We start from the raw sequence: 14,956 nt of genomic DNA, 5'->3' as shown, positions 1-14,956 counted from the left end.
CATCGGAGGAGATGTTCCATGCAAACAGGAACTCTCAGGATCGATCACGCAGACGCAGCGGAGCTGCCTTGCAGCGAAGGAAATCTGCTCTTCACCTCGGGGGATCGCGAACTCAGCGCCAGTGGTATCCGTGAACGAATCACCGCTCCCGCGCTCGGCGGCCACAACAGCGAGAGTGGCTTCCAGGAGACCCTTGCGAGTGCCTTCGCCCGGGCCCGACGGGCCGGTCAGGACAACCCCATCGTCATCGGCGCCATCCCCTTCGATCTCGGCGAAGCCACCTGCCTTTACGTGCCGGAGCATTACGCGTGGTGTGAGCGCACGACCGCCCGCGCAGCGGTGGACGCAGAGATGCCGGGCCTGGTTGCCCAGCGCAGCCTGCCCGACGAATACGGTTTCAAGCATGCCGTCGAGCACGCGATCGTCAATTTCCGTCACAGCGACGTGCGCAAGGCGGTGCTTTCGGTGGTGCGGGAGCTGACGTTCTCCGGCAGTGTGGACGTTGAACGGCTGCTCGCCAGCCTGCGCGCCCAGAACCGCGAGGGGCACCAGTTCCGCGTGCCGTTGCCCGATGGCGGGGAACTCGTCGGCGTCAGCCCCGAACTCTTGATGCGCAAGGAAGGCGACCGGATCGTCTCCAACCCTCTTGCGGGATCGGCCAAGCGCATGTCCGATCCCGAGGCCGATCAGGCCAATGCCGAACGTCTCGTGCAATCGGAAAAGGACCAGTACGAGCACAGCCTCGTGGTCCAGGATATTCGCAGGCTCCTGGAGCCGCATTGTGCAGAGCTCCACGTGCCGGAGCGGCCGTCGCTCATCAACACGGCCGCGCTCTGGCATCTCTCCACGAGACTGGAGGGCCGCGTGAGCGATCCGTCGGCGTCGGCGCTGCAGCTTGCCTGCCTGCTCCATCCGACACCGGCCGTATGCGGCTTTCCGACAGAGCGGGCCCGGCGCCTGATCCACTTCGTCGAACCCTTCGAGCGCGGCCTTTTTACCGGCATGGTCGGCTGGTGCGATGCGGAGGGCAACGGCGAATGGGTGGTGACGATCCGCTGCGGCATCGTCAAGAGCGACACCGTGCGCCTCTTCGCCGGCGCCGGCATCGTCGAGGCTTCTGAACCCGACTCCGAATGGGCCGAGGTGCAGACCAAGCTCGGCACCATGCTTAGCGCCTGCGGCCTCGCCGCCTGACACCGAACAAACCCTGCCGACCAATTGGTGAGAGACATGACGATCGAGTTCCAACGCTGGCCGGAGGAACTGGCCAACCGGTACCGCGAAAAAGGCTACTGGATCAACGAGCCGCTGACCCGGATACCTGCCGAGCAGCGGCGGCTGCGCCCCGAGGCGACCGCCGTGATCTGCAGCGAGCGTCACTTCACCTACGCCGAGATTGATATTCTCTCCTCCAATCTCGCGGCACGCCTGGCTGCACGGGGGCTCGGCAAAGGTGATACCGCGCTCGTGCAGCTGCCGAACGTCGCCGAGTTCTACATCGTGTTCTTCGCGCTGCTGAAGATCGGCGTGGCACCGGTGAATGCGCTCTTCAGCCATCGCAAGCTGGAACTGACCGGCTATGCGGGACAGATCGCACCGCGGGTCCTGATCGCCTCGCGCCGGCACGAGCTTTTCGTCGACGACGGCTTTATCACCGAGCTGCGCAAGGTCTCGCCGGGCCTTTCCCTCGCGCTCCTGCACGATGAGGCGTCGCCTGACAACGGCCTCGACCACTGGATGCGGACGGCGCCGGAGGAAAGTCCAGACTTTTCGCCCACAGCACCCGACGAAGTGGCCTTCTTTCAGCTCTCCGGCGGCAGCACCGGCACGCCGAAGCTCATTCCGCGCACGCACAACGACTACGACTACAGTGTGCGGGCAAGCGCGGAGATCTGCGGCCTCACCCCCAGGACGCGGTTTCTCTGCGCTCTGCCGGCAGGGCACAATTTTCCGCTCAGCTCCCCCGGCGCCCTCGGGATCTTTCACGCCGGCGGCTGCGTCGTCATGGCGCCGAATCCGGAACCGCTGGCCTGCTTCGCCCTGATCGAACGCCATGCGGTCGACATGGCCGCCCTGGTGCCGCCCGCCGTGGCGCTGTGGCTGCAGGCCGCACCGGATCACCGGGATGCTCTCCGCTCGCTGAAGCTCGTCCAGGTCGGCGGCGCGAGCTTCGCCGACTCGCTGGCGAAACAAGTGCCCGAGGCGCTCGGATGCCGGCTGCAGCAGGTCTTCGGCATGGCGGAGGGGCTCGTCAACTACACGCGCCTCGACGACGCGGACGAGCTCGTCTTCGCCACGCAGGGGCGCCCGATCAGCCCGGACGACGAGGTGAAAATCGTCGGTGAGGACGGTCGTGAAGTCGCCGACGGGGAGCCGGGCATGCTGGTAACCCGGGGACCCTACACGTTCCGCGGCTACTACCGCAGCCCCGAGCACAATGCCCGCGTCTTCGACGCCGAGGGCTTCTACTATTCCGGCGATGTCGTGCAGCGCACGCCGGAGGGCTATCTGAGGGTCGTCGGGCGCGTGAAGGACCAGATCAATCGCGGCGGCGAGAAGGTCGCGTCCGAGGAGGTGGAGAACCTGATCCTGCTCCACCCCGACGTCACGCATGCGGCACTGGTCGCCATGCAGGACACGCTGCTCGGCGAAAAGAGCTGCGCCTTCATCGTCTCGCACAATCCGGACCTAAAGGCACCGGCGCTCAGGCGGCACCTGCTCGCCCTCGGCGTCGCGGAATACAAGCTGCCGGACCGCGTCCGCCTCATCGACAAGATGCCGCTGACCGCCGTCGGCAAGATCGACAAGAAGACGTTGCGCGACCAGCTCGCGCGACCCGCCGCAACCGCTCTGACCTGATCGAGGTATCCCATGGCCATTCCGACGATCGCCGATTATCCGATGCCGCAGCCGGAGAGCTTTCCGGCAAACAAGACGAAATGGCAGCCCTCGGCCGAGCGGGCCGTGCTGCTCATCCACGACATGCAGCGCTATTTCCTACGGTACTACGACGCCGGCGGGAAGCTGCTGCCGCGGCTGATCGAAAATCTCGCCGGCCTGCGGGCCTGGGCTCGTGAAAACGCGGTTCCGGTCATCTACACGGCCCAGCCGCACGATCAGCCGGCCGCCGATCGCGCGCTGCTCAACGACATGTGGGGACCGGGGCTCACCGTCGCCGATCCGACCTTGCAGGAGGTGGTGGCCGAACTCGCCCCCGCCGCCGAGGACACGGTGCTGACCAAATGGCGCTACAGCGCGTTCCAGCGTTCCGATCTCCTCGATCGGATGAGGGCCTGGGGGCGCGATCAGGTCGTGATCGGCGGGGTCTACGCCCATATCGGCTGCATGGTGACGGCGGTTGACGCCTTCATGAACGACGTCCAGCCCTTCCTCGTCGGGGACGCGGTCGCCGACTTCTCGGAAGCCGAGCACCGCATGGCCCTGCAATATGTGGCGACACGCTGCGGCGCGGTTATCGACACGGCAAGCCTGGCGAACGGGCCGCGGCAGGAGACCACCCGTAACTGGTTGCAGGCGCGGGTACTGCAGCTCATCGAGGACGAAGACGAGACGGAAGTCGATCCGGACGAGAATCTGATCTTCTACGGCCTCGATTCGCTTCAGGTGATGAAACTTGCCGGCGAACTGAAGGAGCGCGGCATCAGCGTCGGCTTCGACGAACTGGCGCGCGTGCCGACCCTTAACGGCTGGTGGACGCTGATCGAGGAAAAGCGCCTTGCCGCCTGAAGGTATGGAAATGGCAGGCCGACAATTTGCCGGCAAACGCGTTCTGGTGACCGGGGCGGCGGGCGGCATCGGCCGCCGGATCGCCGAGCGTTTCGTCGAGAAAGGCGCGGACGTGACGGGCCTCGACCGCGAAACGGATACAGGCGAAACGCCGTTCAGGCTGCTTGCCGTCGACATCGGCGATCCCGCTCAGGTCGAGACCGTCAGCGAGCGCCTGAAGGCGGAGGAAAACCGCCTCGACATCATGGTCAACGCGGCGGGCATCCTCCGGCTCGGCAATGCCGAAATGCTCACGCCGGAGGATTGGCAGACCTGCATGAACGTCAACGCCGGCGGCCCCTTCCACCTGCTGCGCCAGTGGATCCCGATCTTCAAGGCCCAGCGCAGCGGCGCCATCGTCAACGTGGCGTCCAATGCCGCCCACGCGCCGCGCGTCGGCATGACGGCCTACTGCGCGTCGAAGGCCGCGCTGGTCAGCTTGAGCCACTGCGTCGGGCTGGAATTGGCGTCCTTCGGCGTGCGCTGCAATGTCGTGTCGCCGGGATCGACCGACACGCCGATGCTCGGCGGCATGCTCAAGTCTCCAGCCGACCGCGAGCGGTTGCTTGCCGGCCTGCCGGAGCAATTCAAGCTGGGTATCCCGCTCGGCAAGATCGCCACGCCGGACGACATCGCCGAGATGGTGCTCTTCCTCGCGTCCGACCGGGCAGGCCACGTGACGCTGCAGGACATGGTGGTCGACGGCGGGGCGACGCTTGGTGCCTGATTTTTCGACCGGTTGCGGCGCCATGATCGCAGAGACCGGCGCGCGGAACGCCTCCTTCCCACCAGGCCGGCTCCAAGAGTTCTGGCCATGGCTGGACGAGCCGGCGGACTGCCGCTGCGTGGCGATGCGCTTTTCATGGAACACTGGCAACACGGGACCGCTCGAGGCCTCGGACTTCGACGTCCCGCCGCGTATCGCACGCGCCGCTCCGCGCCGCCTGGCGGAATTCGTCGCCGGGCGCCGCTGCGCCGGCGAGGCGTTGCGTCTGTTGACCGGCAGGACTTTATTTCCCGGTCAAGCGGAAGACCGGGCACCGGTCTGGTCCGAAGACATCGTCGGTTCCATTTCGCACAGCCGGGACCGTGCGATTGCCGTTGCCGGACGGTCCGAGCGCTATCGCGGACTCGGCGTCGATCTCGAAACGATGCTGACGGAGACCGAGGCGCGCGAGATCGCGCCACAGGTCCTGACCGAACGGGAGCGTGCGCGTCTCGGCAGGCGCATCGACGCCTTCACGGTCGGCCTTGCCTTTTCTGCCAAGGAGAGCCTGTTCAAGGCGCTTTATCCGATCGTCCGCCGGTTCTGCGGCTTCGATGCATCGGAACTCGCGGGATGGGACTCCGAGGGGACGGCCCTTCTGCGTCTCACCGGAGACCTGTCCCCGGAATGGTGCCGCGGACAGGAGTTCGCCGTCCATCTTGGTTGTCTCGACGGTTTTCTCATCACACGTGTGTCGATCGAGCGGGGGCAAGCCCGGCCGCTTGCAGAAGGCGCAGCACCGACGGCGCAGCGGAGGGACCATATCGTGCCTGTTTGATTTAAACATGATTTTTATAGTCAAGTTTTTCTTGTCAGTATCAATGTTTACCCGCATAGTGACCGTGGCAGTTTCGGCCTCTGCGTTCTCTGGAACCGGGGAACCACGGCTCGCTGACACTGCCCGATTTTTCTTGGCCCCAGTCGAAAGGAACGAGCACCATGCCACCTGACGCTCCGGCCCCGTCGATGCCGCAGTCGAGCCCCCCTATCAAGCTCCTCAAGCAGATTGCCGCTTATCGCACGTCCCAGTGTATCCGCGCGGTGGTGGAACTCGGTATCCCCCGGCTTCTGGAGCAAGGTCCGCGTCCGGCGAACGAACTGGCGCGCGTGGCCAACGCCCATCCGGAGTTGCTGTCGCGCGTCCTCGACCATCTCGTCAACGAGGAGGTGTTCGGCCGCGACGAGGACGGCCGCTACTTCAACCTGCCGGCATCGCGTTTTCTCGTTCCGGGGCACACGCATTCGCTGCACCCCTGGGTAACGTTCGAGCTTGATCCCCTCTACTGGCGCGCCTGGGAGCGGCTCGCCGAACAGTTGCGGACGAACAAACCGGCCTTTGAACTGGCCCACGGGCGCTCATTCTTCGCGTGGCTTGCCGAAGACGATGCCGCGCGCAAACGCTTCGACGACGAAATGCGCGCCATCTCGAAGGCCATGGGTGGCGTCGTCGTGGGCCATCTGCGCTTCCGGGAAGGAACGACCATCGTCGATGTCGGCGGCGGCGACGGATCGCTCCTGGCGCAAGTTCTGGTTCGCAATCCCGGCACGAAGGGTCTGCTGTTCGAATTGCCCCGCGCGGACGACACGCTCGATCCGCTGTTCAAGGAACTGATGGCCGACGATCGTGCGTCGTTGGAACACGGCTCGTTCTTCGAAAAGACACCTTCGAACGGTGACGCATATATTTTCAGCAGAGTGTTTCACGATTTCGACGACGAAGTCGTCCAACAGATCCTGGCGAACACGCGCGCGGTGATGAAGGGGCACGAGCGCCTCTTCGTCGTGGACATCATGCGCGATCCTTTCAAGCCGAAGCCGGGGGAGTCCGCCCAGGACATCCTCATGCTGGTGCTGCTTGGTGGACGCGAGCGGACACCGGAGGAGTTTTCCGAGCTGTTCGCCTCAAGTGGATTCGCCACCGTTTCGGTCACGCCCACGGAATCTCCGCTCAGCATCCTGGAGTTTTGCCGTTCCGCTGAAGATCCGAAGCAAAAATTCTGTGCTTAGGGCGTGCGTATCGTTCTTCCGGCATTGTGAAAGAGCTGCCCTTACAAAGGTGGCGCCGACGGGTGGTTTGGGTTAGGAAACCGGCAGTGCGCCGAGGAGAAAGACGTCCGGAACAGATGATCGAAACGCCGTATTACCTGATCGACAAAGCAAAGCTTCTCCAAAACATGGAGAAGATCGCCCAGGTGCGCGAGAGATCGGGGGCTAAAGCGCTTCTGGCGTTGAAATGCTTCGCAACCTGGTCGGTCTTCGACCTGATGCGCGACTACATGGACGGCACCACCTCGTCGTCGCTCAACGAGGTGCGTCTCGGCCACGAACGGTTCGGGAAGGAGACGCATGCCTACAGCGTCGCCTACGCCGATCACGAGATCGACGAGGTCGTCGGCCACGCGGACAAGATCATCTTCAACTCGATCGGGCAGCTCGACCGCTTCGCCGACAGGGCTTCCGGGATCGTCCGCGGATTGCGCCTGAACCCGCAGGTCAGCTCCTCGAGCTTCGACCTCGCCGATCCGGCACGCCCTTTCTCCCGCCTCGGCGAGTGGGACGCGGAGAAGATCGAAAAGGCGATGGACCGCATCAGCGGCTTCATGATCCACAACCACTGCGAGAACGAGGATTTCGAGCTGTTCGACCGCATCCTCGGGCAGATCGAGGAGAATTTCGGCGCCCTTCTTTCAAGGGTCGAATGGGTCAGCCTCGGCGGCGGCATCCACTTCACAGGCGAGAACTATCCCCTCGAGACCTTCTGCGACCGGCTGAAGGCTTTCGCCGACAAATACGGCGTGCAGGTCTATCTGGAGCCCGGTGAAGCCTCCATCACGCAGTCCACCACGCTCGAAACCACCGTCCTCGATACCCTCTACAATGGTAAGCACCTGGCCATCGTCGACAGCTCGATCGAAGCCCATATGCTCGATCTCCTGATCTACCGGGAAAGCGCCAAGGTGACGCCGAACAAGGGGCCGCACCGCTACCTGGTCTGCGGCAAGTCCTGCCTTGCGGGCGATATTTTCGGCGAGTTCGATTTCGAGCGGGAATTGAAGGTGGGCGACCGTGTTTCCTTCCAGGATGCGGCGGGCTACACCATGGTCAAGAAGAACTGGTTCAACGGCGTGAAAATGCCGGCGATCGCCGTCAGGGAACTGGACGGCAGCATTCGGACGGTCCGCGAGTTCACCTACGCGGATTATGAACAAAGCCTCTCCTGATAAGACGTGGCACTGGACGGAAGGAGATATCCCGAGACATGAAGAAGAATGTGCTCATCATCGGCGCTGGCGGCGTTGCCCAGGTGGTCGCGCACAAATGCGCGCAGAACAACGACGTTCTCGGCGACATCCATATCGCCTCGCGCACCAAGGCCAAATGCGATGCGATCGTCGCGAGCGTGCACGAGAAGGAGGCGATGAAGCAGCCGGGCGTCCTCGAGGCCCATGCCCTCGACGCGCTGGACATCGAGGCGACCAAGGAGCTGATCCGCAAGACCGGTTCGCAGATCGTCATCAATGTTGGCTCGGCCTTCATCAACATGTCCGTCCTGCGCGCCTGCATGGACACCGGTGCGGCCTATATCGACACTGCCATCCATGAGGAGCCGGACAAGGTCTGCGAGACGCCGCCCTGGTACGGGAACTACGAGTGGAAACGCGCTGCCGAATGTGAAGAAAAGGGCATCACTGCAATCCTCGGCGCCGGCTTCGACCCGGGAGTCGTCAACGCCTATGCCCGCCTCGCCAGGGACGAGTACCTGGACAAGGTGACCGATATCGACATCGTCGACGTCAACGCCGGCAGTCACGGCAAGTACTTCGCCACCAATTTCGATCCGGAGATCAACTTCCGCGAGTTCACCGGCACCGTTTACTCCTGGCAGAACGGCGAGTGGCAAGAGAACAAGATGTTCGAGATCGGCAGGGAGTTCGACCTGCCGGTGGTCGGCAAGCGCAAGGCCTATCTGTGCGGCCACGACGAGGTGCATTCGCTGGCAAGGAACATGGACGGCGCGGACGTGCGCTTCTGGATGGGCTTCGGCGACCACTACATCAACGTCTTCACGGTCTTGAAGAACATCGGCCTTCTGTCCGAGCACCCGGTCAAGACGGCGGAGGGACAGGAGGTCGTTCCGCTCAAGGTGGTCAAGGCCTGTCTGCCGGATCCGGCCTCGCTCGCGCCGGAATATGAAGGCAAGACCTGCATTGGCGACTTCGTCAAAGGCACCAGGGACGGCAAGGAACACGAGGTCTTCATCTACAACGTGGCCGACCACAGGGATGCTTACAACGAGGTGGGCAGCCAGGGCATCTCCTACACGGCCGGAGTGCCGCCGGTCGCCGCCGCCATGCTGATCGCCACCGGTGAGTGGGACGTGAAGAGGATGGCGAACGTCGAAGAACTGCCGCCGAAGCCGTTCCTTGGCCTGCTGAACAGGATCGGCCTGCCGACCCGCATCAAGGACGCGGAGGGCGACCGGGCGTTCACGCCCTGATCTGCTCGAGTTGAGCCATCATTTTGATTGCGGCGCTTGCGCGCCGCATCTCACTCCCGTGGAAAGCCGGCGGCTTGCCTGTCGATCCGGTCCGGCAACCACATCAGGTGCCGGACACGGCCGCCGGATCCATCCACATCGGCTCGAACACATGCCCGTCGGGATCCTCGAAGGTGCGGACATACATGAAGCCCATGTCCTGCCGCTCCTGGACATCGGCCCTGCCGCCGGCGGCCGCGGCCGCTTCGGCGATGGCGTCCACTTCCTCGCGGCTGTCGCGGGAGAGCGCGATCAGCATTCCACTCGTCGTCTTCGAATCGGCGATCGGCTTGGGCGTGAAGGTGGCGAAGTAGTCGTGGGTCAGCAATTGAAAGACGATCGTGTCCGACCAGACCATCGATGCTGACCGATGGTCGCTGAACTGTTCGTTCTTCGTGCAACCGATCGCCTCGTAGAAACGGGTTGCGGCGGCAAGATCCTTCACCGGCAGGTTCAGGAAGAGCATCTTGGGCATTGCGGGTCTCCTTCGGTTTGCGTCGACTTGCTGCACCTGTCCGGAAGGCAATCAGGCCAAACCCCGGCGAAGGGCGATAGCGGCAATGAAAAGCGCCATCGCCGCCGCCGAGGCAACGGTCCGCACATGGTTCCAGAAGGTCCAGTCTTTCAGATAACGCGACCAGACCTCAGCCGCGCCGGTGCGCGTCAACTCATTGTTGAGCGGTACATTGTAGATGACGGTGACCAGGAACATGCCGATCACGTAAACCAGTCCGCCGGCCAGCATGACAGCCGCACCCGGCTCGTCCCAGCGAAACAGGGCGAGGATCGCGAGAACGGCGCCGGCGAGCGTCGTCCCGAAGAAGAACGGCATGAAAAGCGAGCCGAGGATCGTCGCATTAATCGAATTCATGGCTGCAATGCCGTGCGCCTGGTCGATGCGGGCGAACGCCGTCATGATGAATGTGGAGAAGGCGAAGTAGAGCCCGGCGAGGAGGCCGCAGCCGATTGCCGAGAACCACAGTAGGATCGTGACGATTATCTGCATCGGCCTCTTGCCTCCGGGTACCTGTTGCCGCCGTTCGACGGCCGTCGTGATGTCTTCGCCCTACTCGAACATCCCTTTCGGGGTTTCACCATTCAGGAACGGCTCGATAAAGGCGTGCAGCAGCGCGGGCTGCCTAATGACCGCCGTGTGCGCGGTCGCCGGCATGACGGCCAGCCGCGATTCGGGAAGCGGTTCGCCCATGTCGCCCATGACACCGCCGCCGAGCAGCCGGAACATCGACACCGAGTGCTCCAGCGTCGCGATATCGGCGTCGCCGGTGATGATCAGCACGGGAGTCTTCAGCGCCTTCACGTCCTCCTCCCAGGCCATCGGCTCGTGCTCGAGCGCGATCAGCTTCTCGACCAGGGCGGGGAAGCCGTCGGGATCGGGCGCGAGTTCGCGATATTGATCGGCGAAGGGCATGTCGAGGAACATCTCCACCGTCATTTGCGGAATAAACGCCTTCAATGCCGGTTGCCAGCCCTCCGCATCGTAGGCGACAGATGCCGCGGCGAGCCTGTTCACCTTCTCCGGATGCCGGATGGCGAGTTGAAGGCCCGCAGCCGCTCCCATCGAATAGCCGAACACATCGGCTTTATCGATGCCTACCGCATCCATGAAAACCGCCACGTCGTCGGCGAGATTCTGGTAGGTGATGGGCCGGTCGATATCGGTGGTGCGGCCGTGGCCTTGCAGTTCGAGCGCATAGACCTCGTGGCTTTCGGCGAGAATCGGGATGATCTCACCCATTGAGGGAATGTTCATATAGGCGCCGTGCAGCACGATCAGCGGATCACCCCTTCCCGAAACCTCGTAGTACATCTGCATACCGTTCACCTCGACGCGGTTGCCCACCGGTTCGGATCGGGCGACGGTGAGGCCGGCAACCAGTACGGCGGCAACAACGAGGGCGGTGCGGAACATCGTATTTCTCCTCTTCCATTATGCGTCGCTGCCGACGCCGGTCGCGAGCAACGCCTTGAATGTCGTCATCAAAAGGACGAGCGAGTCCAGGATATCCCGACACGCATGCGCGAATTTTTCCGATGCCTTGGAATATCGCCTGAGTCCGAAAGCGCCTACAGCACAGCCTTCAGAGGGCCATGGGCTGCCCGCCACGGCAATATGGCGGCGGCCGCAGTCGGAAATCTCTGCCAAACGGCGGGGAGGAGACTGGCCCGCGCCGGTCGACGTCAGCCCAGCAGTGACCGTTTACAGGTGATGGCCGGCAAGTTGAGCGAAGACGGACCCCCGGGATCACGAGAAAGGCGCGGCCCTTCAGGGCCGCGCCTCTCGTACCGTACAGCGCCATGCACGGATGCATAAGGATATTGTCAGTTACTGAATCCGCGCATCACGCTTTGAACACCGATTGCGGTTCTCGGGCCGGCGAACTAGCGCTGCTCGCTGCCCATCTTGCGGCTGATCAGTTCGAGATTGCGGTCGGCATCCACCATGTAGACTTCCTCGTAAACCCTTCCGTTGTCGTGAAATTCGTGCCGGAATGTCGTGCCGACGGGGACCCGCTCGAGTTTGACGTGCGGCTGGCCATCATAAGTGATGCTGCCGGGGACGGGCTCGATAGCGAAGGCCGAGGTTGCAACAGCGGCGAATGCAAGGGCAGAGATAATCGTCTTCATCCCTTAATCTCCTGTGTGTTAACAATCGCACCTGGGCGCCCCTCTTTTACTTTCATAGAGACGCCTCAGTGACCTTCATCTATGTACCCCCATCCTGTCGGATAATAATGATTTTCACGAACTCTTTGTTCTTGAATTGATAACAAACGTTTTTCTATAATTTTATACTTGTGCGTAACCTTTGTTCTGAAAACGCTGCTTTGTTTGGATTTCCTTTCCGATACCGCCTGTCGCGGCAATCCAGCAGAGGCGGGCGAGCACGCGCTAAGCGGCCTGTCTGACGTAGGAGCGCTGGATCGTTTCAAGGAAGGCGTTCAGTGCGGCCGTAGCAAGCTTCCGCGACGGGTAGACGAGATTGATCGGCAGCTCCGGCTGTTCGTAGCTCGCAAGCAACCGGACAAGGCGGCCTTCACGCAGATCGTCGGCGACAAGAAACTCCGGCAGGCTGGACACGCCAAGCCCGTCGAGCGCCGCCGAGCGGATCATATCACCGTTGTTGGAGCTGAAGACCGGCGCGATCTTCTGGTGGATGACCCCGCTGCCGGCATGAAAGGTCCAGGTCTCCGCGCCGGATACGTTGGTGTAGTAGAGGCTGCGATGACGCGCCAGGTCGCGGGGATGCTCCGGCACATCGTGAGCGGCGAGATAATCCGGAGACGCCACCACCTGCAGGCGCGAACCATGCAGGCGCCTGGCGATGAGGCTGGAATTGTCGAGTTCACCAATGCTGATCGCGGCATCAAAGCCCTGCCCGATCAGGTCATGGTGACGATCGTCGAGCACCAATTCGAGGCGCACGTCGGGGTACTCCTTCATGAAGCGAAGAACGAGCGGCCGGAGAGTGCACAGGGTGTAGGTGATCGGCGTGCCGATCTTCAGTTGGCCGCCGACCTTGCCCGACTGGTCGCGTACGGAATCGTTGGCCGCCTCCAGCTCGGCGAGGATGGTCCTGACCTTCTCGAAATATTGGCGACCAAGCGCCGTCGGCCTGACCGAACGGGTCGAGCGTGTGAGCAGACGGACGCCCAGTTCCGCCTCGAGGCCAGAGATATATTTGCTGCAAACGCTTTTCGAGATTCCGAGGCGTTTCGCAGCAGCCGAGAAACTTTCCTCTTCGACAACAACAAGAAAGCTCTTCAGTACCATTGTCTGCAACGCGCTGCTCCTTAGCTGCTGGACGCAGATCCGGCCGATGATCGTCAGGGACCCGGAACAAGGTGCGCCGGATCGATCCAGATCTGCCACCGCCGGTCACGCGCGGGTCTTGATCTTGTATTTTAAGGAAGGGCGGCGTCCCGGGTTTTAAGCCGGAACGGTCGCTTACGGTGCATAGTCGCTGCGATTTTCCATCAAGGAGGCATGAGACCTCGCTGCTGAAATACGCTCCCTATTTCAGCATCCACTTTGCCGTTTGCAATCGTTCGGCAAAGCCTATCCGCAGACTGTGGCCAATCGACCACACCCACCATTCGTACACTCCCCGGCCGGCCGTCGTGCAGCGGCCCTGGCAATCGATTCGCCGGAATGGGGATAGGCGCGACCCCTGGTTCCGCTGCCGTCCGCCCGGGCGGCGGCACGCCGGCGGCAACACCAAGGGTCGCCGCAGCAAAATGGAACGCATGGTAAGCCGCATGTGGACGTGTCGGATAAACCGCTTCCTTCAGAGCGGTATGGAGTCAGCGGCCGCTGACGGTCCGGACCGCCTTATCAAATCGCCAGATATTCGTTGCGCAGTTCGGGGTCCTCCAGGACGGCGGATGCCGATCCTTCGAAGACGATCTGGCCCATGTCGAGGATCAGGGCACGGTCGGCAAGCTCCAGCGCGGCAATCGCGTTCTGCTCGACAATGATCGTGGTGATGCCGAGTTCCTTGATCTGGCGGACGATGCCTTCGATCTCGCGCACGATCACCGGCGCCAGCCCCTCATAGGGCTCGTCCAGCAACAGCAGCTTGACCTCGCGGGCAAGCGCCCTGGCGACGGCCAGCATCTGCTGCTCGCCGCCCGAAAGGGTGATGCCTTCCTGATGGCGCCGCTCCGCCAGGCGCGGGAAATGGTCGTAGATCTTCTCGATGGGCCAGCCCTTCGGCTTCGCGATCTGGGCAAGCTGCAGGTTTTCCTCCACCGTCAGGCCCGGGATGATGCGCCGGTCCTCCTGGACGATCTGGATGCCGGCAGCGGCGGCCTGGTAGTCGCGGTATTTATGGACCGGCTCGTCCCGCAGCCAGATTTCACCGCCTTTAAGCTCCGGGTCGGAAGCGCGGGCGAGTGTGCGCAGGGTCGAGGTCTTGCCCGCGCCGTTGCGGCCCAGGAGCGCGACGATATCGCCTTCTTCGATATCGAAGCTCACGCCCTGCACGATGTAGCTCTCACCGTAATAGGAATGAATGTCGCACACGCTGAAGAAGGGCGACGTCCTGACGGCCGTCCGGGCCTCGGCGTTCGTCATGGCGTCCATCAGTGGGATCCTCCGAGATAGGCTTCCTGAACGACCGGATTGCCGCGCACCTCGTCAGGCTTGCCGTCGGCGATGACGGCACCCTGCGCCAGCACGGTCACCCGGTCGGCCAGCGAGAAGACCACATGCATGTCGTGCTCGATGATGACCTTGGTCATTCCGCGCTTCTTGATTTTCTGGAGCAGGTCGATCGTGGCGTTGGTGTCGTGCCGCGACATACCCGCAGTCGGTTCGTCGAGCAGGAGCAGGCGCGGCTTCTGGACAAGCCCCATGGCAAGCTCCAGCCGTCTCTTGTCGCCCCGTGACAGGTTCGACGCCAGCCGGTCCTTCTGCTCGACCAGGCCGACATCCTCCAGCCAGTGCTCCGCCTCCTCGATCAATTCGCCCTGGCGAGCGGCGACCTGCCAAGCGTTCAGGCGGAAGGCGCCGTCGCGCCTGGCGAAAGCCGGGATCATGACGTTCTGCAGGAGCGACAGGTCGGGGAAGATCTCCGGCGTCTGGAACACGCGCGCCACGCCGAGCTGGTTGATCTCGTACGGGCGCTTCCCGGTGATCACCTCGCCGTCGAAGACGACAGCGCCGCTGTCGGGCGCGAGCCGCCCGATGCAGACGTTCAGCAGCGTCGACTTTCCGGCCCCGTTCGGCCCGATGATAGCATGCGTCATGCCCTCCATCACCTGCAGGTCGATGTTCGAAAGCGCGCGCAGGCCGCCGAAATTCTTGTTGACGTCGGCAATGTGGAGAACCGCGTTTTGCATCTGAGC

At 63.0% G+C, this 14,956-nt stretch carries 15 protein-coding genes; 8 read left to right on the top strand and 7 right to left on the bottom strand.

Annotated features, from left to right (window positions below; all coding sequences use genetic code 11):
- Window positions 1–18 precede the first annotated feature (18 nt).
- The 8 genes from ACFP9U_RS06090 (at window position 19) to ACFP9U_RS06055 (ending at window position 9,050) form a co-directional block, all read left to right on the top strand.
- Complete coding sequence (locus ACFP9U_RS06090; protein ID WP_378619812.1) at window positions 19–1,194, top strand: isochorismate synthase; 1,176 nt, start codon at window positions 19–21, stop codon at window positions 1,192–1,194.
- Window positions 1,195–1,230: 36 nt separating this feature from the next.
- A complete protein-coding gene (locus ACFP9U_RS06085) occupies window positions 1,231–2,859 on the top strand; it encodes a (2,3-dihydroxybenzoyl)adenylate synthase (RefSeq protein WP_378619811.1) in 1,629 nt (542 codons plus the stop codon).
- 12 nt (window positions 2,860–2,871) lie between these two features.
- Window positions 2,872–3,747, top strand: coding sequence for an isochorismatase family protein (locus tag ACFP9U_RS06080; protein ID WP_378619809.1), 876 nt, complete (start codon window positions 2,872–2,874; stop codon window positions 3,745–3,747).
- Between the two features lie 10 nt (window positions 3,748–3,757).
- Window positions 3,758–4,513 carry a 2,3-dihydro-2,3-dihydroxybenzoate dehydrogenase gene (dhbA, locus tag ACFP9U_RS06075; RefSeq protein WP_378619808.1) on the top strand — a complete coding sequence of 252 codons (756 nt, stop codon included), beginning with the start codon at window positions 3,758–3,760 and terminating at the stop codon, window positions 4,511–4,513.
- Window positions 4,506–5,330: a 4'-phosphopantetheinyl transferase family protein gene (locus ACFP9U_RS06070; protein ID WP_378619807.1), complete on the top strand. Its 825-nt coding sequence runs from the start codon at window positions 4,506–4,508 to the stop codon at window positions 5,328–5,330. Before dhbA ends, ACFP9U_RS06070 begins: the two co-directional genes overlap by 8 nt.
- A gap of 161 nt (window positions 5,331–5,491) precedes the next feature.
- Window positions 5,492–6,559 carry a methyltransferase gene (locus ACFP9U_RS06065; protein WP_378619805.1) on the top strand — a complete coding sequence of 356 codons (1,068 nt, stop codon included), beginning with the start codon at window positions 5,492–5,494 and terminating at the stop codon, window positions 6,557–6,559.
- Window positions 6,560–6,675: 116 nt separating this feature from the next.
- Window positions 6,676–7,773 carry a carboxynorspermidine decarboxylase gene (nspC, locus tag ACFP9U_RS06060; protein WP_378619804.1) on the top strand — a complete coding sequence of 366 codons (1,098 nt, stop codon included), beginning with the start codon at window positions 6,676–6,678 and terminating at the stop codon, window positions 7,771–7,773.
- Between the two features lie 38 nt (window positions 7,774–7,811).
- Window positions 7,812–9,050: a saccharopine dehydrogenase family protein gene (locus tag ACFP9U_RS06055; RefSeq protein WP_378619803.1), complete on the top strand. Its 1,239-nt coding sequence runs from the start codon at window positions 7,812–7,814 to the stop codon at window positions 9,048–9,050.
- A 103-nt stretch (window positions 9,051–9,153) separates the two neighbouring features.
- Here ACFP9U_RS06055 and ACFP9U_RS06050 read toward each other — a convergent pair whose 3' ends face one another.
- From ACFP9U_RS06050 to ACFP9U_RS06020, 7 genes are all read right to left on the bottom strand, one after another.
- Window positions 9,154–9,564 (bottom strand): VOC family protein, encoded by a 411-nt coding sequence (locus tag ACFP9U_RS06050; RefSeq protein WP_378619801.1) that lies wholly within the window; start codon window positions 9,562–9,564, stop codon window positions 9,154–9,156.
- Window positions 9,565–9,615: 51 nt separating this feature from the next.
- A complete protein-coding gene (locus ACFP9U_RS06045) occupies window positions 9,616–10,095 on the bottom strand; it encodes a DUF1772 domain-containing protein (protein WP_378619800.1) in 480 nt (159 codons plus the stop codon).
- A 60-nt stretch (window positions 10,096–10,155) separates the two neighbouring features.
- Window positions 10,156–11,019, bottom strand: coding sequence for an alpha/beta fold hydrolase (locus ACFP9U_RS06040; RefSeq protein WP_378619798.1), 864 nt, complete (start codon window positions 11,017–11,019; stop codon window positions 10,156–10,158).
- Window positions 11,020–11,489: 470 nt separating this feature from the next.
- Complete coding sequence (locus ACFP9U_RS06035; protein ID WP_378619797.1) at window positions 11,490–11,735, bottom strand: hypothetical protein; 246 nt, start codon at window positions 11,733–11,735, stop codon at window positions 11,490–11,492.
- 264 nt (window positions 11,736–11,999) lie between these two features.
- Entirely contained in the window at window positions 12,000–12,881 is an 882-nt protein-coding gene (locus ACFP9U_RS06030) for a LysR family transcriptional regulator (protein WP_378619840.1), read from the bottom strand.
- Between the two features lie 561 nt (window positions 12,882–13,442).
- Window positions 13,443–14,192: an ABC transporter ATP-binding protein gene (locus ACFP9U_RS06025; protein WP_378619795.1), complete on the bottom strand. Its 750-nt coding sequence runs from the start codon at window positions 14,190–14,192 to the stop codon at window positions 13,443–13,445.
- Entirely contained in the window at window positions 14,192–14,950 is a 759-nt protein-coding gene (locus tag ACFP9U_RS06020) for an ABC transporter ATP-binding protein (protein ID WP_378619793.1), read from the bottom strand. The genes ACFP9U_RS06025 and ACFP9U_RS06020 overlap by 1 nt, the downstream gene beginning before the upstream one ends.
- Window positions 14,951–14,956 lie beyond the last annotated feature (6 nt).

It is taken from the genome of Nitratireductor sp. GCM10026969, assembly GCF_042660605.1.
Classification (GTDB): domain Bacteria; phylum Pseudomonadota; class Alphaproteobacteria; order Rhizobiales; family Rhizobiaceae; genus Chelativorans.
Note: the sequence above shows the minus strand (reverse complement) of the source record. Positions and strands in the feature narration are given on the sequence as shown.

Coding starts and splice junctions, on each gene's coding strand:
- ACFP9U_RS06040 (WP_378619798.1), bottom strand. CDS start 11,019: ATGTTCCGCACCGCCCTCGTTGTTGCCGCCGTACTGGTTGCCGGCCTC.
- ACFP9U_RS06025 (WP_378619795.1), bottom strand. CDS start 14,192: ATGGACGCCATGACGAACGCCGAGGCCCGGACGGCCGTCAGGACGTCG.
- ACFP9U_RS06085 (WP_378619811.1), top strand. CDS start 1,231: ATGACGATCGAGTTCCAACGCTGGCCGGAGGAACTGGCCAACCGGTAC.
- ACFP9U_RS06020 (WP_378619793.1), bottom strand. CDS start 14,950: ATGCAAAACGCGGTTCTCCACATTGCCGACGTCAACAAGAATTTCGGC.
- nspC (WP_378619804.1), top strand. CDS start 6,676: ATGATCGAAACGCCGTATTACCTGATCGACAAAGCAAAGCTTCTCCAA.
- ACFP9U_RS06050 (WP_378619801.1), bottom strand. CDS start 9,564: ATGCCCAAGATGCTCTTCCTGAACCTGCCGGTGAAGGATCTTGCCGCC.
- ACFP9U_RS06055 (WP_378619803.1), top strand. CDS start 7,812: ATGAAGAAGAATGTGCTCATCATCGGCGCTGGCGGCGTTGCCCAGGTG.
- ACFP9U_RS06080 (WP_378619809.1), top strand. CDS start 2,872: ATGGCCATTCCGACGATCGCCGATTATCCGATGCCGCAGCCGGAGAGC.
- ACFP9U_RS06030 (WP_378619840.1), bottom strand. CDS start 12,881: ATGGTACTGAAGAGCTTTCTTGTTGTTGTCGAAGAGGAAAGTTTCTCG.
- ACFP9U_RS06035 (WP_378619797.1), bottom strand. CDS start 11,735: ATGAAGACGATTATCTCTGCCCTTGCATTCGCCGCTGTTGCAACCTCG.
- dhbA (WP_378619808.1), top strand. CDS start 3,758: ATGGCAGGCCGACAATTTGCCGGCAAACGCGTTCTGGTGACCGGGGCG.
- ACFP9U_RS06090 (WP_378619812.1), top strand. CDS start 19: ATGCAAACAGGAACTCTCAGGATCGATCACGCAGACGCAGCGGAGCTG.
- ACFP9U_RS06065 (WP_378619805.1), top strand. CDS start 5,492: ATGCCACCTGACGCTCCGGCCCCGTCGATGCCGCAGTCGAGCCCCCCT.
- ACFP9U_RS06045 (WP_378619800.1), bottom strand. CDS start 10,095: ATGCAGATAATCGTCACGATCCTACTGTGGTTCTCGGCAATCGGCTGC.